Here is a 19,926-nt window from a genome sequence, read left to right as displayed (position 1 = left end):
CGGCCTGTGAACCCATATGGCATAACATTCTGGCAAAGGCCTGCTATTCCCCTGTTGCTGGCCTTTGCCGCCGGGATTTTCTGGGCCAGATTCTGGCCCTTGCCCGCTGTATGGATGCTGCTTGCTGCCCTGACCGGTTTTGGTCTTCTGGTTCTGTATTTGTGTCTGTTTCTTTCCCGCTGCTCCCTTTCCCGCTCCTTCTTTTTTTCATGTTTTCTTCCCATCTTATGTTTTATTGCTGTAGGGCATCTGACCGGCCTGCAGGTTCATGGGCCGGAGAGGGAAGCCCTTCGTCTTGCTGCCTTTGCCATGGATGATACCGTGGAAGTTACAGGCCGTATCCATGGCCTGCCGAGGCCCCGGCATGGCAGAACACAGTCCCATCTTACCAGGGTTGAAATTCGCCGTGATTCCGGCGAGATGATATTCCTTGAAGGAAGGCTGATGTTCACCCTTGTGGGTGAAGGAGAAATGCCCCTTCCCGGTAGTCTTGTTCATTTTAAAGGTAAAATAAGGCCCTTTGACAATTTTGAAAATCCCGGTGGTTTTAATTACCGGAGATTTCAGCATGGCCGGGGTATTATGGGCCGGATCTGGTCCAGAGACAGGGATTTGGAGATTCTGGATACTGAGCCTGTAAATATTGTCCCAAGGGTGGATCGCTTCCGTTTATTTCTGGGAGAAAAGATCCGGTCTTGCGTTCAGGATGTGGATGCAGGAGCGGTTCTTTCGGCCATGCTCATTGGCGACAGGGGCCATGTAACACCTGCCCTGCGGGAAGCCTATACAAAAAGCGGCATTGCCCATCTCATGGCCATATCCGGCCTGCATGTGGGCTTGCTCGCAGGAGCTGTCTTCTGGCTTACGGAACGCCTCTTACGGTGGTTCCGTTTTTTTACGGAGCGGGGACTTACCCGGAGGGTGGCAGCCCTTCCTGCCCTTGTTATTGCCCTGTCCTATGCCATGATTTCCGGTGGTGCCCCTTCGGCCTTAAGGGCTGTGGTCATGGTGGCCTGCGGCCTCTGGGTTCTGGTGATGCATCGCAGCACCGATGTATGGAGTCTTCTGGTACTGGCGGCGGGTCTTCTTCTGGCTGCGGACCCTGAACGCCTTGTGAATGTGGGTTTTCTCCTCAGTGTCACCGCCGTTGCCGGTCTGATTCTTGGTTTTCAGCGTTATCCCCAATCCTTTGCCGGTGCAAAGGGTTTTCGGGTGAAGGCCTTTTTGTGGCTGAAGGGACTTTTTAAAACCTCTTTTTTTGCAGCCCTTTTTACGGCGCCCATCTGTCTTTACGTGTTCCGGGAAGTTTCTTTGATTGGTATTGCCGTTAACCTTGTGATGGTGCCTCTCATGGGAATGCTGACCCTTCCCCTTGCCATGTCAGGCCTTTTTCTCTCCCTTTTTTTCCGGACAGGGGAGGTTATTTTGCAAATGGCAGGTGTGTTGACATCATGGGGAAACGGACTTGCAGAATTTACGGGCAGCCTGCCCTTTGCCGTATTGCAGCCCGGTGCCCTGACTCTTCTGGAAGTTTTTATTTTTTTTGGTTTTATTCTTCTCTGGCTGGGTTTTGACAGTAAAAAAGGGTGGCACAGGTCAAGGGTAATTCTGGCCCTTTTTCTGGTACTGCTTCTGACGGGTGATATACTGCGCTGGACTTTCTCCCGTATGGGGCCGGGCAGTCCTGTTGTTACCATGCTGGATGTGGGGCAGGGTTCGGCAGCAGGCATACGCTTGCCCGGCGGTGCGGTTATGCTGGTGGACGGAGGTGGTTTTCCCTGGCCTGACTCCATGGACACGGGGCGCATTATTCTTTCCCCATGGCTGGATTTTCAGAAGATCCGCACCATTGATGTGCTGGTGGCATCCCACCCCCATGCGGATCATATCAAAGGGTTTTTCCATCTGGCGGAGCGATATAGGGTAAAGGAGCTTTGGATAGCCGAAGCTGCTCTGGAAGAAAGCATGGGGCAGGAACTTGTGGCGGCCTTCAGAGAGCGTGGTACCCTTATCCGGCACCCTTCCATGGAAAAAGATCCCATAGAGATTAAGGGAACGATGTTTGAGTTTTTTGGTCCCGGAGAATTGCGTTTTTCAAAAGTTAATGATGAGTCTCTTGTTTTCCGTATGCAGACTCCCCATGGAAGCATGCTGTTTACGGGAGATGCGGAAAGAATGGCTGAAAATCATTATGCAAAAACCCATGGGAATGCTCTGGCATCGGATGTGTTGCTTGTGGGGCATCATGGCAGCCGGACATCCACGCAGGCTTCTTTTCTGCAAGTGGTGAATCCTTCCCTTGCCCTTATTTCCTGCGGGATAAGAAACCGTTATCGTTATCCTTCAGTTGAAGTTCTCCGCAGGCTGGAAGCTTCCGGTATAAAGGTGTTTCGGACTGATACGGGAGGGGCTGTCACCCTTGATTTTAGAGAAGAGGGCATTGGCGCAGGGCATACCCCCATCGGGCGCTGGGACAGGTTGTGGTAACAGGTAATTTTTATTTGAAGGGAAGTTTCGTGCTTTTTACCCGTGACATACTGGAAGCCATTTATGATCGCTATACCCACAGAGCCTTTGTGCATCCAGATCCTTTGGAAACTATCTACGCCTTTGAAAATCCCCAGGACATTGAAGTGGCGGCTCTCATGGCTGCAGCCCTGGCCTATGGCCGGGTGGAGCAGATTCTGAAATCCCTGGAGGTTTTTTTTACCCTTGCAGGACCCCATCCTGCGGCATGGCTGATGGAGATGGACAGGTGCAGTCTGGAAAAAGCATTTCGGAATTTCAGGCATCGTTTTGCCGGTGGCTCTCATATGGTGGGTTTTCTCTGTGGGGTTCAGGCTGTGCTGCAAGGTCATGGAAGTCTGAGGGCCGTTTTTGCCCTGAAAGACAGGGGGGGGGATATTGAAGAAGGTCTGCAGGGCTTTGTGGATGAAATTTTAAAACATGCGCCTCTGAATCCGAGGCATCTTTTGCCTCGGCCTGAAAAGGGAAGTGCCTGTAAACGGCTTCATCTTTTTTTACGCTGGATGGTAAGAAAGGATGCTGTGGATACGGGATTGTGGGAGGATGTGGGGAGCAAGAGACTGCTTGTGCCTCTGGATGTACATATGCACAGAATGGCCCTGCTTGCAAAAATGACGGACCGGACATCAGGGGATATAAGAACCACAAGGGAAATTACCCGGGCTTTTGCCCGTTTTACGCCTGAAGATCCGGTCCGCTACGACTTTGCCCTGACCCGTGCGGGTATCCTTGAAAAAAAGGATCCCGCAGCGTTTCTGGCGGAGTTTATACCATGATATCCACTTGCTGACCCTGCTGAATTGAATTGCTGGCCATCTGGGTGAATTCACGGATCACACTTTCCGGCTGCTGGTAAAGATTCTGTGCCCTTTCCGCAGCAGAAGGTGTTGTTGGCGCTTCTGCAGGCTGAGGAGCTGTAGCCTGAAGGGTTTCAGCAACCGGTGCTGAGGTTGCAAGGGCATCAGGTCCGTATCCGGAAGCCATGGCCGTTTGCGCAGCTTCGGAAGGTTGGAATATGGCTGCATCCTGCAGCGGTCGGGGCTGGACCTGTTCCAGCTCCTGACTTTGAGGGGGCCTTTGGGCCACCTGATGGATTTGAGATACGTTATAAGGGTTGTTTGTACCTGAAATGGGCTGAATCATGATAACCTCCTTTGCAGCCATGGGGGTGAAACCCGCCATACTACTGAACTTTGTTTTATAATAAGGCATAAAGTCTTGAATGGGAAGGAAAAAAAATAAAAAATTCTGCCTTTGTTTTTCAGGCTGTTTTTTTGTTAAGCTTTGGCGTATTAGGCTTTTAAAGGTGAAATGGCGCAGTGGCAGTCTTGAAGCCTCACAATGTAAAACTTTTTTATCCTGATTCCGGGAAAGGAAATCGAGGCCATTATTTCATGAATGATATTATTGTGGTGGATATGCCTTCCAGATGGCCTGTCTCCATCTCTGGCGCAGAAGTTGTGGGATCCCGTGAGTACCTTATGGATGGCCGTTTTCTTACCATGAAACGGGCACGGGTATTCAATCTCTGCCGTTCTTACCGGTACCAGTCCACGGGTTATTATGTTTCCCTGCTGGCTGCGGCCAGAGGCCATAAGGCTTTCCCCACCATTGCTTCGGTGCAGGATATCAAATCCATGCCCGTGGTGCGCCTTGTAACGGAAGATCTGGACCGGATGATCCAGAAGAGTCTCGCCAGTCTGCAAAGGGAAGAATTTGAGCTGAGTATTTATTTTGGCAGGAATCTGAATCCCCTTTATGACAGGCTTGCCATGGAAATTTTCAACCTTTTTCAATGTCCTCTTCTGAGGGTGAATTTCATGAAAAAGGATGGTCGGTGGCAGATCCGCACCATGCGCATGATCGGAGTCAGTGAAATTCCTGATATTCATTTCAAGGATCTTGTGGATTTTGCGGAAGCTTATCTTGCGGGCCGGGGATTAAAAACCAGAAGGCCTGAAAAGAAAGGATATGATCTTGCCATCCTGACGGACCCGGCAGAAAAAATGCCTCCATCAAACCCTGCAACCCTGAAACGTTTCATCCGGGCCGGGCAGAGGGTTGGCCTTAATGTCAGTCTTATTACCCGCAATGATTATCATCGCATCGGATTTTTTGACGCCCTTTTCATACGGGAAACCACAGCGGTGAATCACCACACCTTCCGTTTTGCCCAGAGGGCGGAAGCCGAAGGCCTTGTGGTTATGGACGACCCCCTTTCCATTATTAAATGTACCAACAAGGTGTACCTTGCGGAGCTTCTGACCCATCATGGTATTGCCACACCCGAAACCAGCATTCTTTCACGCCAGACCTTGAGGGATGCGGCACTTAGCGGATCCTGGCCCCGTATACTCAAACAGCCGGACAGCGCCTTTTCCCAAGGTGTTATCAAGGTGGATGATAAAGAGTCTTTTATCCGGGAGGCGGAGCGTTTCCTGGAAGGTTCTGACCTGATTATCTCTCAGGCTTTCACCCCCACGGAATATGACTGGCGCATTGGTGTGTTGGCGGGTGAGCCTTTATTTGCCTGTAAGTATTTCATGGCCCGAAGCCACTGGCAGATTGTGAACTGGAAGAAGACCGGCAACAGCCGCATGGGAGATGCTTCAACTCTGGCCCTGGAAGCTGTGCCGGATATTGTCTTGAAAACAGCTCTGAAAGCTGCAAGATTAGTGGGAAACGGTCTTTATGGAATTGATCTGAAACTGATCGGAAAAAAAGCCTATGTCATCGAGGTCAATGACAACCCCAATATTGATGCTGGCATAGAGGATGCCGTTTTAAAGGAAGCGCTTTATGACCGCATCATGGGGTATTTTTATGATGCCGTGGTACGTAAAAAAGGGGTGCGGTGACCCTGGACATGGATGCAAAAGAGAGTTTGTGGAAATAAAATACACCGACAATATGCTTCAGTATGAACCCATTGGTGAAGGGGTATACGGGTCTCGGGCTTTTTCTGTCCAAACGTCTTGTTCTGGCCCACGGTGGTCATATCTATGCTGAAAATTGTGATAAGGGGGGGGCTGTTTTTGGCTTTTGCCTGCCCATGGAGGAATGATGAGAAAAATCAGGTGCATTGTTGTGGATGATGAGTCGCATATTCGTGTTTTTATGCGTGCCGTATTGCAAAGGGTTGGTCTTGATGTGGTGGGTGAGGCTGCCAACGGGGATGAAGGACTTTCCCTTGTGGAAAAGGAGAAGCCGGATCTTGTTCTGATGGACATCAATATGCCCATAAAAACAGGGGATGAGGTTATAGGACTTATGAAAGGGAAATCTCCCCGCTCAAAAATTATCATGCTCACTTCCGTTGCAGATGCGGAGACCATTACCCGCTGCATAGAAGCGGGAGCTGATGATTATATCCGTAAAGATACTCCCTATCAGGAGATGACAGTACTTATCAAAGAGATCACAGGGGATATGGAGGTGGAGCCATGAAGGAAAAATATCGTCTTTCCGAGCTGATGGATGAAATCCGTAAGGATGAGGATGTGAAGAAACAGGATATGAACAGAAAGCTCTCCCAGGATCAGATCAGGAAAATGCTTAAGGAAATGAAGAAAAAATAATGAAAAGCCGCAGCCGGATTTCACATATACCATGAATGCCGGAAACCCTTTAAAATATAAAAGGATTTTGCCATGAACAATCCTGCCTTTGTCAAAAAAGTGGTGGAATTCGGTTTCCTCACGGAAGACGACGCACAGAATCTCAGGGAAAAATTTCAGGGGAATGATCTGGAGATTCTGAGTTTTCTTCACAAGGGAGGGGTGTCTTCCAAGGGGTTTCTTGGAAAGCTCTGGGGGGATGCCATTGGCTATGCCTATGTGGATCTGGTAAAAAGTATTTTTCAGCCCGATGCCATTGCCATGATCAAAAGGGATCTGGCCATACAGAAGAAAATTATTCCCCTGTATCGTCTGGGCTCTGCCCTCACCGTTGCGACAGCTGAACCTCAGGATCTCGGGCTTCTGGAGATGGTGTCCAAGGTGGCGGGTCTTCCCATCAGTCCTGTATTTGCCTTTCTTGAGGACATTGAGGATGCCATCCAGATACAGTATCAGTCCAAAGAAAGCGTAGAAGAGTTCATCAATAAAATTTCTGAGAACTCGCTTTTTAAAGGTACAAGCAAAATTACCGACGAGCAGCTTAAAAAAATAGCCGGTGACAAGGCCGTTGTGGATTTTACCAACGGTGTGATTCTCTTAGGAATCAAGGAAAGGGCGACGGATATACATATTGATCCTGCGGAAGAGCTGGTGCGGATACGTTTCCGCATAGATGGCCTGCTGCAGACCCGCCTTAAAATGGATCTTTCCCTGCTGGCTCCTGTATTGTCCCGGCTGAAGGTCATGGCAGGTCTCGACATTACGGAAAGAAGAAGACCCCAGGACGGGCGCATTTCCCTGAAACTGAAAAACCGCTCCATAGACATTCGCTTTTCATCTGCCCCTGCCATAGCAGGAGAAAAAGTTGTCATGAGACTTCTCGGGCAGCTGGCTGTCCGGGAGATTCCAAGCATTGAAGATCTGGACTTTTCCAATAGAACCTTTCGCCATATTGAGGCGGTTACCAGTTCTCCTAACGGGGTCTTTCTTGTTACAGGTCCTACGGGTTCCGGTAAAACCACCACCCTTTTTTCTGTTCTTAAACGCTTGAACACCGATGAAATAAACATCATGACGGTGGAAGATCCCGTAGAATACCGGCTTGAAGGTGTTAATCAGGTGCAGGCCAATTCGGCCATAGGGCTGGATTTTGCCGCTGTGCTCCGTTCCTTTCTGCGTCAGGACCCCGATGTCATGCTGGTGGGTGAGATCAGGGATCTGGAAACCGCAAGGATTGCCTGTCAGGCGGCCCTCACCGGGCATATGGTGCTTTCCACCCTGCACAGTAATACTGCCCTTCAGGCCACTACCCGGCTGATGGATATCGGTGTGCCCTCCTACATAGTATCTCCTTCCCTTCTGGGTGTTATGTCCCAGCGCCTTGTCCGGAGGATCTGTGAGGGCTGCAAAGAATCCTACACCCTGTCCGATGCGGAAGCGGACCGGTATTTCATCCGTGAGGAGGGAGAGAAGGTTGTTTTCTATAAGGGAAAGGGTTGTGTGAGGTGTAATTTCACAGGTTATCTTGGCAGGCTGGCCCTGCATGAAGTTTTTCTCATTACCAATGACATCAGGGATCTTGTATCCAGAAATGCCTCCCTTGTGGAAATAGAGGCCACAGCTAAAAATGAGGGCTTCAGGGGTATTTACCATGACGGGCTGAAAAAGGTGTTGCGGGGGATGACCACCATCGATGAAGTGAACCGGGTCATTGACAAGGCCGTTGTTCTGGACTGATCTTTTTGCAGGGAGCTGACTTTTTTGGAATGGAATTTTGTTGTTGATAACACCTTTCTTGCAAAAGCCATTACAAGCTTTGTGGTGATTGGTGCCATTCTGCTTCTGCGCCATGGGGCGGTGCGTAGCATTCTGGGCCAGGAAAATCTGGACAGTACCGTTCGGAGACGCTGGGTGGTTACGGTCCGGAATGCAGCCATTTTCTTTGTCATTTTTCTGATTGTGGTGATATGGATCGAGCAGCTTCAGTCCATAGGCGCAGGCCTTGTGCTTGTGGCTGCGGCTGTGGTGGTTGCCACTAAGGAGTTTCTTCTTAATATTATCGGATATTTTTACAGGACTGCCTGCCATGCTTTTACCATTGGCGACCGCATCGAAGTCAATGGTATCCATGGGGATGTACTGGATCAGAATCTTATGGGAATTCGTCTCATGGAGGTGGGGTCCGGCATCCGTACCCATCAGTATACGGGTGTCAGTGTTTTTATTCCCAATGCGGTTTTTCTTTCCGCAGCCGTGCGCAATGAAACCCATGGGGGTGAGGAGTATGTTTTTCATATCATTACCATAACGGTAAAAGCGGGTGAAAACTGGATGCATGCGGAAGCACTGCTGCTGGAGGCGGCCAATTCGGTCTGCACTCCTTACCTTGAAAAGGCCAGGGTTCGCATGCATAACATTTCAAGGCGACATGCCCTGGATGCCCCTGCTGTGGAACCCCGTATCAACCTGCAGATGCCGGACCATGAAAAAATTGCTTTTCAGCTCAGGGTGCCTGTGCCAGCCCGCAGAAGGGGTAGGGTAGAAGCGGATATTCTGAGAATTTTTCTGACTTCCATGTACGGACCGGATGAGGCCGGGGAAACGCACGGGCTTTCGGGTATGGTGCCGGTGGTTTTTGGAAAAGGGGAAAGCTGAAGCAATAAGAATCATTTTATACTGGCAGGTGCTGAATTTTATCAGAAAAGTAAAATCCGGACCGGAGTTTGTTTTTTTAGAAGGCCGGATTCTTAAGTAAGGGATAATTAAATGAATTATATCTGTGTCCATTCGGGCTTACTGGTGGTTTTGAAAAAATGAAAACCTTTGAATATCAGAACGTGCTTTGTCCTGCCGATGAAAAGATCCGCTGGCGTTTTTTAGGAAAAGAATCTGTCCGGTCCTTATCCTTTGGAACGAGGAACTTCCTTGAGGTAAAACCAGAAGGCTTGGCCATGCTTGCAGAGGAGGCTTTCAGGGATGCCTCTTTTTTTCTCTCTACCGGACATCTGGAACAGCTTGCGCTTATCTTAAGTGATCCTGAAGCCTCGGCCAATGATCGCTTTGTAGCCATGGAGCTTTTGAAAAATGCGGCCATCAGTGCTGGTGGTGTTTTTCCCATGTGTCAGGATACGGGTACGGCTCAAATCATGGCAAAAAAGGGCGAAGGCGTGCTTACGGGTACGGATGATTCCTTCTGGATTTCCAAGGGAGTATTTGAGGCATATACAGGCGAAAATCTCCGATATTCTCAACTGGCGCCTTTGTCCATGTATGGGGAAGTGAATACCGAGAACAACCTGCCAGCCCAGATTGATATTTCCTCTGTGCCCGGAGACCATTACGACTTTCTTTTTGTGGCTAAAGGCGGTGGTTCTGCCAATAAAACCTTTCTTTATAATAAAACGGCACAGATTCTTGCCCCTGAGGAGCTGCTTCCTTTTCTCAGCAAAAGCTTAGGCGAGATCGGTACATCCGCCTGTCCGCCCTATCATCTGGCTGTGGTGGTGGGGGGAATGAGTGCCGAATACACCCTGAAAACCCTGAAACTGGCCTCGACCGGATATCTGGATTCCCTGCCGGACAGGGGAAACATGAACGGACAGGGATTCAGGGACAGAAGCCTTGAGGCTGAAATCCTTGAAATGAGCCGTAGTCTTGGGCTGGGTGCCCAGTTTGGTGGAAAATATTTCTGCCATGATGTAAGGGTTATCCGTCTTCCCCGACATGGTGCTTCCTGTTTTATAGGAGTGGGTGTGAGCTGTTCGGCCCACAGGAATATCCGGGGCAGGATATGCGGGGATGGTATTTTTCTGGAGGAGCTGGACAGGGATCCTGCCCGTTTTTTTCCGGAGCCTGCGTTTGAACCTGAAGAGGCCGTATCCATTGACTTAAACCAGTCCATGGATGCCATACGTACTTCCCTTTCAAAGCTGAAGGTTGCCACCCGTGTTATGCTGAATGGCCCTTTGGTGGTGGCAAGGGACATTGCCCATGTAAGGCTGAAGGCCATGCTGGAAAGGGGAGAAGATCTTCCCGCTTATTTCAGGGATCACATGGTATATTATGCTGGCCCTGCCAAAACACCTGCTGGTCATGCTTCCGGCTCCTTCGGGCCAACCACTGCGGGTCGCATGGATCCCTATGTGCCATGTTTTCAGGAGAAAGGTGCCTCCCTTGTGATGCTGGCCAAGGGCAACCGCTCATCTCAGGTCCGGGAATCCTGCAAAAAACATGGAGGTTTTTATCTGGGTTCCATTGGCGGTCCTGCGGCTCGTCTTGGAAGGGACTGTATTACAAAGGTGGATATGATTGATTTTAAAGATCTGGGTATGGAAGCAGTGTACCGCATTGAGGTGAGGGATTTCCCCGCCTTTGTGATAGTGGATGATAAAGGCAATGATTTTTATGAGTCCTTTCTGGTACAGAACGGATAAATTGTTTCAGTGGCGGGTATAAAAGAAATAATGGGGACGGATATATGGGCTGGATAGGAAAACTGGTGGGAGGTACTCTGGGATTTGCCATAGGCGGCCCCCTGGGGGCCATTCTCGGGGCGGCCTTTGGCCACGGTTTTGATAAAAGGGATGATGCCTACCTTGCCGGAAGGGGAGGGCGTCCGGGGTATGGTTACAGGCGCATAGAAGCCAGTGATGACACCCGGCACATGACCTTTTTTGTGGCGGCTTTTTCCATGCTGGCCAAGCTGACCAAGGCCGATGGCAGGGTTTCCGAAGTGGAAATCCGTACCATAGAAGAGATCATGGAAAGGGATCTGCGTCTGAATGCGGATTCCAGAAAAATTGCCATACAGATTTTTCGAACAGCGGTGCAGTCTCCTGAAAGTTTTGAGTCCTTTGCCACACAGTTTGCCGATGCCTTCAGGCACCAGCGGCAGATTCTGGAGCTGATGGCGGATATTCTCATGCGGGTGGCGGTGAGTGACGGAAAGCTCTCTTCCGAGGAAGAGAGAATGATACGCAGTGCCGTGCAGATATTCAGACTGCCCGCATCTTTTTATGAACAGCTCCGTTCCCGGTACATGAAAACGGGTAAGGGTGCCTATGATGTTCTGGATATTGATCCTTCGGCCACGGATGAAGAGGTGAAAAAGCAGTATCGCAGGCTGGTGCGGGAATACCATCCCGATGCCATAGCATCCAAGGGACTTCCCGAAGAATTTACGGAACTTGCCGAAGAAAAGTTCATGGCCATCCATGAAGCCTATGAAACCATAAAAAAAAGCCGGGGTATGTCCTGAAAACGGGCTTGCTTTAGCTGAATACAGTGTCGTTCGCATGTGTATTTATTCATTTATCAAGGAGAAAACACTATGCAGAATATTCTATTGAAATGCTTTATCAGCCTTGCAGCACTTACCCTGATGGCTTCATCTCTTTATGGTCAGTCTGAGTTTGTGCGTGGCTCCAGGGTTATTTTTCAGGATAACCTTAAACACGAAAAGGCAGGAGAGTTCCCCTCACATTGGCGACTGCTCAGGGGGAGTGCTGAAGTGGCCGGACACGAAGGGGAAAATGTCCTTTCGTTTCTGGTGACCCGGACGGAAGTCGCTCCGCTGATGCGGGAAAAAAGCTATCTGCCCCAGGCCTTTACCATTGAATTCGATTATCTGATGAACGATCTCAGGCAACATGCCTACGAAGTCACCTTCTTCAATGAAAGTGGACGAAGATCCGGCTCACTGCGTATTACAGGGGAGCGATTCATACTGAATTCATCCCGAGGCGGCGCCGTCTCAGAAGGAAGCACTTCTGAAACCAGAACTGAATTTATGCCGGGATGGAGACGACTGTCTCTCTCGTTCAATCAGCATGAACTGCGAGCCTTCAGCAACGGTGTTCGTATTTTGAACGTGCCCCGTTTCGAGGAGGAACTGCGCAGTTTTCAGATCCAAGGAGGACGACCCAATAATGCCAGACCCAATTCGGATGCCTTCATCAGAAACATAGTCGTGGCCGAAGGTGGCATGCCACTTTATGAGCAAGTCATGTCGGAAGGGAGTTTTTCAACCACGGAAATCCAGTTCGATGTGAACAGGGCCGACATCAGGCCGGAATCAGCCGGGATCATTGACCAGATATTTCAGCTTATGCGGGATCATAAGGATCTCCGCTTTTCGGTGGAAGGTCATACGGACTCCGATGGAGACCTTGAGCTTAACCAGCGTCTTTCCCAGCAGCGAGCCGAAAGTGTCGTCCGTGCATTGACCGGGATGGGGATCAGCCCGGATCGCCTGACGGCAAAAGGGTGGGGTGCTTCCAAACCTGTTGCCGACAATGCCACCGAGGAAGGAAAAGCCAAGAACAGGCGGGTTGAGTTTGTTCGCTTATAGACGACTTTAAGATTTTTGAAGTCAGTCATGGCTTTGCTTGTTTTGGGGTCGTTCTTTTCCATCGAACCTGATTCATTGGAAACTCTATTCGGTGATGTATGGTTTTTTGGTTAACAGGCAAAAAAGCATGTTATCCGTATTGATTTTTATGCTCTTGTGCTTGTTCAATGGTCATATTTTATAAAAATATTGGGATTATACGGATCAGTACAATAACTTGTTGGGCAACAAAGCATTGAATGTTGCTAGCCGTGAGCTTCAATCGGGGTAGACTGGGAAATGGGAAATACACGTGTGAGAATGCTTGGAAGATCGAAGTGCGGCTGGCTGTTCTCGATTTGCTATTTTGCAGTGGCCAGCATTTTGTTCTACCAAGCGTTCACATGTTCAGGCTGGGTCTGCGACCTTATAGCGCTGCCTGCGGCGTTTCCCCTCGGGTTCCCAATTGCATGGCTAACAGACTGGATCAATTCATGGTTTCTGTTTCCCGGACATACTCCAAGTCTCCACTTACGTAATTGGTATTTTATCGTGCCGACTTTAGCCGCCAATTCTGTTCTCTATTATTGGCTAGGGAAGTTTATTGGTGTAGTCACTCAAAGACTACTTTCTGGCAGTACGGACATCCATTGAGGATAAACAATGGAAGCCCAACAAATCGCTTCAGCGGACGCGCGATGAGCGCGCGCCGCTGAGCTATACCGTTATGCAGGGCAAGGAGTTTGAAACTCTGTCCGATACCCAGAAAGAACAGATAATAACCAAGCTTCATAACCGCTGGAGCGATCCAGATTGTGAAATAGTCAAACGCATGAACAGTTTTCCGAAAAATCGCCTGAAATATTAAAGCCGATCCTGGAGGGATGATACATGGAACAGAATTCAGAAATTATCATTTATACGGCTTCAGACGGTACAACAAAACTCCAGGTGCAATTGGAAAATGAAACAGTCTGGCTGACACAGGACCAAATGGCAATGCTTTTCGGGAAAGCAAAGTCAACAATTAATGAACATATTAAAAACATTTATGCCGAAGGAGAGCTTGCAGAAAACCAGACCCTGAAGAAATTCGGAATTTCCGAATTTCAGCAGAAAACTCCGAATCATTATAATCTCGATATCATAATTTCAGTTGGTTACAGGGTAAAATCAATACAGGGGACAAAGTTTCGGCAGTGGGCGACAAAGCGGATTCATGAATACATTGTAAAAGGCTTTACAATGGATGATGACCGGTTGAAACAGGAAGGCGCAAGGTCAAGATATTTTGAAGAACTTCTCCAAAGAATTCGGGATATCAGAAGCAGTGAAAGAAATTTTTACCAGAAAGTAACTGATATCTATGCAACCAGCATTGATTACAAAAATGATGCTACTCTGACCAAGGAATTTTTTGCAACCGTTCAAAATAAAATGCACTATGCCGTCCACGGCCAGACAGCAGCAGAAATGATAAGCCAAAGAGTTAACGCAGAAAAACCATTTCTAGGGCTGACCAATTTTCACGGCAAATATATAACCACAAGAGATATTTCAATCGCAAAAAATTATCTGTCAGAAGATGAACTCAAACAGCTCAATCTCATCGTCTCCATGTATCTTGATTTTGCTGAACTCCAGGCAACAAACGGCAGATTAATGAAAATGAACGACTGGATTCAAAAACTTGATGATTTTCTGCGAATCAGCGAGAAAGAACTTTTAACCAATGCCGGAAAAGTCAGCCATAAAAAAGCGGTCGAAAAAGCAAAAATTGAATATGAAAAATATAGAAAAGAAGAAGATAAAAAATATATCTCTGATTTTGACCGTGAGATGAAAAAATTATTAAAAGATAAGAAAAAAACATAACAAAAAAATCCAGCGGACGCAAAAATCCGCGCCGCTGAGCTTATTGTGAACGCAGCTGCTTTTAGATGGGCGGTTCATCTCAGAAATCACAACGGAATGTGATGAGCTGGTGGCCATTTTGACCAGCATCGCCAAGCGCTTGAAGGAGAAACCGAATGGCTGACAAAAAATCACCCTTCACCCCTCAGACTTCAAACTTCTATCGAGACCTTGTGATTGAGGTAAAAGAGCGCATCCGCTCCGCTCAGTAGCAAGGCCTTAAGGCGGTCAACAAGGAGCTGGTCGGTCTGTACTGGGACATAGGCCGGATGATCGTGGAGCGGCAGGATGTCGAAGGCTGGGGCAAGGGGGTGGTGGAACGGTTGTCTGCTGACCTGCGGCAGGAATCCCCTGGTGTGAAAGGTTTTTCGGTTCAGAACCTATGGTACATGCGACAGTTCTATTCGGAGTATCAGGACAGTGAAAGACTCCAACCACTGGTTGGAGAAATTGCATTTGCACAAAAGGACAATACGTGAAATTTTTACATACTTCAGACTGGCACCTTGGCCGCACCCTTTATAATCAGCAGCGATATGAAGAGTTTGAGGCTTTTCTTTTGTGGCTTGGCAATCTCATTCGCGCAGAAGCCGTGGATATACTCCTTGTCAGTGGTGATGTGTTTGATACCAGAACCCCCAGCCACCGGGCACAGACCCTGTACTACCGCTTTCTCTGCCAGATGGCAGAAGGAGCCTGCCGCCATGTGGTGGTGACGGGTGGTAACCATGATTCTCCTTCGTTTCTGAATGCTCCCCGTGAGATTCTCCGTAGCCTGAAGGTCCATGTGCTGGGTGAGATAACGGGCGACCCTGAGGATGAAATTCTTATCCTTAATACGGAAAAAAAGGATGATGAGAACGGGAAAAAAGCTTCTCCGGATACGGCCATTCTCTGTGCGGTTCCCTTTCTTAAAGACAGGGATGTGAGGGTTTCCGAAGCCGGAGAAAGTGCCGATGATAAACAGGCAAGCCTGATTGAAGGCATCCGGAAACACTATGCTGACGTTTCTGCCATGGCTGAAAAAAAGCGCAGCTTACTTTCAGCAGAGACGAATAGGCCTGAAACTGATTTTCCCATTATTGTGATGGGTCATCTTTTTGCAGCCGGAGGAAAGAGCGTTGAAGGGGATGGCGTGCGGGATCTTTATGTGGGAAGCCTTGCCCATGTATCCGCAGACATTTTCCCGGAATCTGCGGATTATGTGGCTCTGGGGCATCTGCATTCGGCGCAGAAGGTGGGAGGATCGGATTTTGTGCGCTACAGCGGCTCGCCTCTGGCCATGGGTTTTGGGGAAACCCGCAGGGAAAAAAGTGTAAGCCTTGTCACCTTTGGAGATTCTGGCCCCGCCCTGTCTTTGATTCCTGTGCCTGTTTTTCAGAAGCTTGAAAGAATTCAGGGTAACTGGGATGAAATTTCAGGCCGCATTGCAGAACTCTCCCTTGATGCTTCCGATGCCTGGCTTGAGATTTTATATACGGGTAAAGATGTCATGGGAGATCTCAGACAGGCTCTGGATGAAGCGGTGAAGGGTTCTGCCATGACCATTTTATGTGTGAAAAACAGGCAGATTGCAGATCGTATTCTGGAGAAGGGAGAGGTGGATGAAACCCTTTTTGATCTCAATGTGAAGGAGGTTTTTGACCGCTGCCTTGAGGCCCATGGGATTCCTGAGGATCAGCGGGTGGACCTGCAGCAGAGTTTTGCAGAGATTGTTTTTGATCTGACGGAAGAGGGGAGAACCGTATAATGAAAATTCTTTCGGTTTCCTTTGAAAATCTCAATTCCCTGACGGGCCGCTGGTCCATAGATTTTAGCCATCCATCCTTTGTGGCAGACGGTATTTTTGCCATTACCGGCCCGACAGGTGCCGGGAAAAGTACCATTCTGGATGCCATCTGTCTGGCCCTTTACGGCTGTACTCCCCGCCTTGAAAAAGTGAATAAAAGCACCAATGAGATCATGAGCCGTCAGACCGGCACCTGTTCTGCCGAAGTTCGTTTTGAAACCGGAGCAGGGACTTTTCGCTGTCACTGGAGTCAGCACCGTGCCCGCAGAAAGTATGAAGGAGCACTTCAGAATGCAAGGCATGAGTTTGTGAATGAAAATCAGCCCGATTCTGTGATTACGGGTCTGAGTGAGGTTCCTCTCCGGGTGGAAGAGGTCTCGGGCATGGACTTTAAACGTTTTACCCGATCCATGATGTTGGCTCAGGGTGCCTTTGCCGCCTTTCTGGAAGCCGACTCCGATGATCGTTCCAGAATTCTGGAGCAGATTACTGGAACCGGGATTTACGGTGAGATTTCCATGCGTGTGCATGAGCGTCTGTCTCTGGAGAAAAAAAAGCTTGAAGAACTTTCCGCCGGTTTAAAAAATCTGGTGCTGATGAGCCGGGAAGAAGAGCAGGAACAAGAGGAAAAGCTGAAAGAAAACTTTCTTTTGGAAAAGGATCTGAAAGGGGCATTCAGGCTTAAAACAGAAGCTTTTGCATGGCTGAAAGGCCTTTTTGATCTTGAGAAAGAGCTGATAAGCATCGCAAAGGAAAAAGAAGCCCTCGAAGTCCGGCAGCAGGCTTTTCAGCCGGATGCGGAGAAGCTGAAGCGGGCTATGCTGGCACTGGAGCTTTCCGGAATGTATGCGGCTCTCACATCCCTTAGAAAACAGGAACAAAGGGATGTGGAGAGTCAGGCGCAATGGCTAAAGGAACTCCCTTTACTTGAAACTTCCTGCCAGGATGCGGAAAAGATGCTGGCAGAGGCGGAACAGGCCCTTGTAGCGATCCGGGCAGTATTCACTGAACAGCAGCCTGTTTTTCGCAGGGTCCGTGAGCTGGACTTTCGGATTGAAGAAAAAAAAGTCCCCTTCAAAACAGCGCTTAGGGCTCTGGAAGAGCTGGAAAAAAAGATCGCAGGCTGTCGCAGGGAGCAGGAAAAGGATGAAAAAAAGCGGCTCAAGGCAGCCGGGCTTTTGGATAAGGCAGAGACTTATCTTAAGTTGCAGGCAGCGGATGCTTCCCTTATCACCGACCTTACGGGTATTGAGGCCCGGATGGATGCCCTGCAGGATATACATGGAAAGTCCCTTTATAATTTGAAGGCTGTGGATCAGGCGGAGAAAGAAGCTGATCTTGCGGAAAAAAACCATGTGAAAAAAAATAAGGATCTGGAAAAAGCCGAAGGGAAAGCGCTGGCATTGCAGGCAGTTCTCGACGAAAAACAGGCAGGCCTTGAAAAGCTTCTTCAGGGAAAAGAGCTTGGGGAATGGCGGAATCAGATCTGGGAGCTTAAGGAAAAGCAGTCGTTTTTTGATGCCTTGGGTCAGTCTTTTGCTGAGGTCGCCGGATTGAAAAAGGAATCTCTCAATTTAAATCAGCAGGAGGAAGGGCTTTTTAAGGCTGAAAAGGAACTTGTCCTTTCCATGGAAAAGGCAGAGGCTGAAAAAGTCGTTTTAGAGCGGGAAGCTGGTCTGCTGGAAACCCAAGTACTTCTTCTGCGAAGAATTCAGGATCTGGAGGAAGCCCGTACAAGGCTTGAGGACGGTAAGCCCTGTCCCCTTTGCGGTTCAGTGGAGCATCCCTATGCCAAAGAAAACATTCCCCTGCCCGATGCAGCGGAAGAGGAGCTGAAAAAACTGCGTAAAGATCTGAAGGCTTTAGAAAAAAATCTGATGGCTCTTGGTGTGAAGGAAGCTGAGCTTCGCAAGGATAAAGAACAGCTTGTTTTGAAAAAAAGAAAAAACCTTGGGGATCAGGAGCTTACGGAGCAAAAAATCCAAAGGGCCATGGAAGATCTTGCATGGAAGGATTCTTTTGAAAAACTGGAAAATGTTCTGCCCTTTCTTGGGGAAGAAAACAGGGCGCTTCAGCAGGCCGTTCAGGAAAGGGTTGGTGCTGCAGAGACCCTTGAAAAAGAAATTTTTAAAGATAAAAAAGATGTTGAAAAATTTCAAAAGACCCTTGCAGATTGCCGTGATAATCTGCGTGAGGCCATGTATCTTAAGGAAGTCGCATTATCTGAAGCCAAACGTCTGCAGGCGGAGCTTCAGGAGATAAAGACCCGGTACAGTGAAAATTTTGATGCCCTTTTAAAGGTAGTCTCAGTTTATGGAGTTTCTTCTCTGGATGTGGCATCCCTCGAAGGGCTGCGCCAGGAGCTTACTTTCCGTAAAAGGGAGTGGATGGCTCAGGAAAAAAGCAGGCAGACCCTCATGGCTGAGATACAGACCCTTGAAGTTCAGCTTGCCCACCATGTTACAGAGCTTGGAAGACTTGATGGAGAAAAGCAGGAGGCTTCGAAAAATATTGCCTCTTTGCAGAAAGAGATGGAAACCCTTTCCAAAAGTCGCTCGGATCTATTTGGCGACCGGAATCCGGATCTTGAAGAGTCCTTGATTTTAAAAAATATTGATAAGGCAGAAAAGCTTAAAGTTGAAAAGGATAAGGCCCTGCAGGAGGCTTTTCAGCAGCTGGACCGGCTTCGGCAGAGGCTTTTGGATCTGGAGGAGTCCCGCAGGCTAAGGGCCGTTCCCCTTGCAGAGGCGGAAGAAAATTTTGCAGCAGGCCTTCCGGATGCGGGTTTTCAGGATGAAAAGGATTATCAGGGAGCATCCCTTGATGAAAAAGAACGCAAAAGTCTGATGCAGGAGCTGGAAAAGCTTAAGAAGGAAGAAACGGAGCTTCTTTTACGCAGGAGGGAAAAAACTGAACTTCTGGAAACGGAGCGCAAAAAAGCCCTTACGGATACCCCGGCTCCGGAACTTCAGGAAGCTATCGCCAGTATGGAAGAGGACCTTACCCGGCTCCAGCAGGAAATCGGTGCCATAGGTCAGCGTCTGGCAGACCATGCAAAACAGAAGGAGGTCTTCCAGAGGGAAAAGGATGCCGAAGAGCTACAGAAGAAAATCTGCAGCCGCTGGAGTGATCTGCATCTTCTCATCGGTTCCGCAGACGGTAAAAAATTCCGTAACTTCGCCCAGGGCCTTACCTTTGAATACATGCTGGGCTATGCCAACCGGCAGCTTGGAAAAATGACGGACCGTTATCTTCTCACAAGGAAGGTGGAAGCACCTCTGGAGCTTTGTGTGGTGGACAGCTATCAGGCAGGAGAGATCCGGTCCACAAAAAATCTCTCCGGTGGTGAAAGGTTCATTGTCAGTCTGGCCCTTGCTCTGGGACTGTCCGGGATGTCCAGCAGAAATATGCGGGTGGATTCCCTTTTTCTGGATGAGGGTTTCGGAACCCTGGACGAAGAAGCTCTGGATATGGCCCTGGAAACCCTCTCTTCCCTTCATAAGGAGGGGCGGCTGATTGGTATTATTTCCCATGTTTCCAGTATCCGTGAACGCATGGCCAGCCGCATACAGGTGATTCCCGGTCCCGGCGGCAGGAGCAGGATTCAGGGACCGGGCTGTGTACAGCCTGAATGATAAAAAAAGAGTAATTGTGCAGTACAATTTATTCTGAAATTCCAACGATGTAGTTTGATGGGCTCAGCTCTATTGCAAGGCACCCTGGCTGTTTGCAGGTGACGTTGCAATCGTTTC

15 protein-coding genes and 1 pseudogene are annotated in these 19,926 nt (G+C 48.9%); 15 read left to right on the top strand and 1 reads right to left on the bottom strand.

Going from position 1 to position 19,926, the window contains the following annotated elements; translation table 11 throughout:
- The first annotated feature begins 6 nt into the window (after positions 1–6).
- Both FIM25_RS13085 and FIM25_RS13080 read left to right on the top strand, forming a co-directional pair.
- A complete protein-coding gene (locus tag FIM25_RS13085) occupies positions 7–2,487 on the top strand; it encodes a DNA internalization-related competence protein ComEC/Rec2 (protein WP_179953365.1) in 2,481 nt (826 codons plus the stop codon).
- A gap of 29 nt (positions 2,488–2,516) precedes the next feature.
- Positions 2,517–3,302, top strand: a complete 786-nt coding sequence (locus FIM25_RS13080) for a TIGR02757 family protein (RefSeq protein WP_179953364.1) — start codon at positions 2,517–2,519, stop codon at positions 3,300–3,302.
- Here FIM25_RS13080 and FIM25_RS13075 read toward each other — a convergent pair.
- Entirely contained in the window at positions 3,292–3,669 is a 378-nt protein-coding gene (locus FIM25_RS13075) for a hypothetical protein (protein ID WP_139450066.1), read from the bottom strand. The genes FIM25_RS13080 and FIM25_RS13075 overlap by 11 nt on opposite strands.
- A gap of 251 nt (positions 3,670–3,920) precedes the next feature.
- On the opposite strand from FIM25_RS13075, the gene FIM25_RS13070 reads away from it, so the two are divergent.
- The 13 genes and pseudogenes from FIM25_RS13070 to FIM25_RS13010 all read left to right on the top strand — a co-directional run bounded on the left by FIM25_RS13070 (position 3,921) and on the right by FIM25_RS13010 (position 19,809).
- Positions 3,921–5,384 (top strand): RimK family protein, encoded by a 1,464-nt coding sequence (locus FIM25_RS13070; RefSeq protein WP_139450064.1) that lies wholly within the window; start codon positions 3,921–3,923, stop codon positions 5,382–5,384.
- Positions 5,385–5,446: 62 nt separating this feature from the next.
- Entirely contained in the window at positions 5,447–5,590 is a 144-nt protein-coding gene (locus FIM25_RS13065; protein ID WP_139450061.1) for an ATP-binding protein, read from the top strand.
- On the top strand, positions 5,590–5,973 hold the full coding sequence (locus FIM25_RS13060) for a response regulator transcription factor (RefSeq protein WP_179953363.1): 384 nt from the start codon (positions 5,590–5,592) through the stop codon (positions 5,971–5,973). Before FIM25_RS13065 ends, FIM25_RS13060 begins: the two co-directional genes overlap by 1 nt.
- The gene (locus FIM25_RS17725) at positions 5,970–6,104 is read left to right on the top strand and encodes a hypothetical protein (RefSeq protein ID WP_281279332.1); all 135 of its coding nucleotides are present in this window, start codon (positions 5,970–5,972) and stop codon (positions 6,102–6,104) included. The genes FIM25_RS13060 and FIM25_RS17725 overlap by 4 nt, the downstream gene beginning before the upstream one ends.
- Positions 6,105–6,176: 72 nt before the next feature.
- Positions 6,177–7,880 (top strand): GspE/PulE family protein, encoded by a 1,704-nt coding sequence (locus FIM25_RS13055; protein ID WP_139450055.1) that lies wholly within the window; start codon positions 6,177–6,179, stop codon positions 7,878–7,880.
- Between the two features lie 24 nt (positions 7,881–7,904).
- A complete protein-coding gene (locus tag FIM25_RS13050) occupies positions 7,905–8,798 on the top strand; it encodes a mechanosensitive ion channel domain-containing protein (RefSeq protein WP_179953362.1) in 894 nt (297 codons plus the stop codon).
- Between the two features lie 158 nt (positions 8,799–8,956).
- Positions 8,957–10,576 carry a FumA C-terminus/TtdB family hydratase beta subunit gene (locus tag FIM25_RS13045; protein WP_139450050.1) on the top strand — a complete coding sequence of 540 codons (1,620 nt, stop codon included), beginning with the start codon at positions 8,957–8,959 and terminating at the stop codon, positions 10,574–10,576.
- A gap of 44 nt (positions 10,577–10,620) precedes the next feature.
- Positions 10,621–11,400 (top strand): co-chaperone DjlA, encoded by a 780-nt coding sequence (djlA, locus tag FIM25_RS13040; RefSeq protein ID WP_139450047.1) that lies wholly within the window; start codon positions 10,621–10,623, stop codon positions 11,398–11,400.
- 72 nt (positions 11,401–11,472) lie between these two features.
- Entirely contained in the window at positions 11,473–12,492 is a 1,020-nt protein-coding gene (locus tag FIM25_RS13035) for an OmpA family protein (RefSeq protein ID WP_139450044.1), read from the top strand.
- An 870-nt stretch (positions 12,493–13,362) separates the two neighbouring features.
- Entirely contained in the window at positions 13,363–14,346 is a 984-nt protein-coding gene (rhuM, locus tag FIM25_RS13030) for a virulence RhuM family protein (RefSeq protein WP_139450042.1), read from the top strand.
- Between the two features lie 269 nt (positions 14,347–14,615).
- A pseudogene (locus tag FIM25_RS17600) lies at positions 14,616–14,864 on the top strand (DUF1016 N-terminal domain-containing protein); the annotation flags it as partial.
- Complete coding sequence (locus tag FIM25_RS13015; RefSeq protein ID WP_139450039.1) at positions 14,861–16,135, top strand: exonuclease SbcCD subunit D C-terminal domain-containing protein; 1,275 nt, start codon at positions 14,861–14,863, stop codon at positions 16,133–16,135. The pseudogene FIM25_RS17600 and the gene FIM25_RS13015, both read left to right, overlap by 4 nt.
- Positions 16,135–19,809: an AAA family ATPase gene (locus tag FIM25_RS13010; protein WP_139450037.1), complete on the top strand. Its 3,675-nt coding sequence runs from the start codon at positions 16,135–16,137 to the stop codon at positions 19,807–19,809. The genes FIM25_RS13015 and FIM25_RS13010 overlap by 1 nt, the downstream gene beginning before the upstream one ends.
- Positions 19,810–19,926 lie beyond the last annotated feature (117 nt).

Source organism: Desulfobotulus mexicanus, from assembly GCF_006175995.1.
Lineage (GTDB): Bacteria > Desulfobacterota > Desulfobacteria > Desulfobacterales > ASO4-4 > Desulfobotulus > Desulfobotulus mexicanus.
Note: the sequence above shows the minus strand (reverse complement) of the source record. Positions and strands in the feature narration are given on the sequence as shown.

Coding starts and splice junctions, on each gene's coding strand:
- FIM25_RS13075 (WP_139450066.1), bottom strand. CDS start 3,669: ATGATTCAGCCCATTTCAGGTACAAACAACCCTTATAACGTATCTCAA.
- FIM25_RS13070 (WP_139450064.1), top strand. CDS start 3,921: ATGAATGATATTATTGTGGTGGATATGCCTTCCAGATGGCCTGTCTCC.
- FIM25_RS13065 (WP_139450061.1), top strand. CDS start 5,447: ATGAACCCATTGGTGAAGGGGTATACGGGTCTCGGGCTTTTTCTGTCC.
- FIM25_RS13060 (WP_179953363.1), top strand. CDS start 5,590: ATGAGAAAAATCAGGTGCATTGTTGTGGATGATGAGTCGCATATTCGT.
- FIM25_RS17725 (WP_281279332.1), top strand. CDS start 5,970: ATGAAGGAAAAATATCGTCTTTCCGAGCTGATGGATGAAATCCGTAAG.
- FIM25_RS13055 (WP_139450055.1), top strand. CDS start 6,177: ATGAACAATCCTGCCTTTGTCAAAAAAGTGGTGGAATTCGGTTTCCTC.
- FIM25_RS13045 (WP_139450050.1), top strand. CDS start 8,957: ATGAAAACCTTTGAATATCAGAACGTGCTTTGTCCTGCCGATGAAAAG.
- djlA (WP_139450047.1), top strand. CDS start 10,621: ATGGGCTGGATAGGAAAACTGGTGGGAGGTACTCTGGGATTTGCCATA.
- FIM25_RS13035 (WP_139450044.1), top strand. CDS start 11,473: ATGCAGAATATTCTATTGAAATGCTTTATCAGCCTTGCAGCACTTACC.
- rhuM (WP_139450042.1), top strand. CDS start 13,363: ATGGAACAGAATTCAGAAATTATCATTTATACGGCTTCAGACGGTACA.
- FIM25_RS13010 (WP_139450037.1), top strand. CDS start 16,135: ATGAAAATTCTTTCGGTTTCCTTTGAAAATCTCAATTCCCTGACGGGC.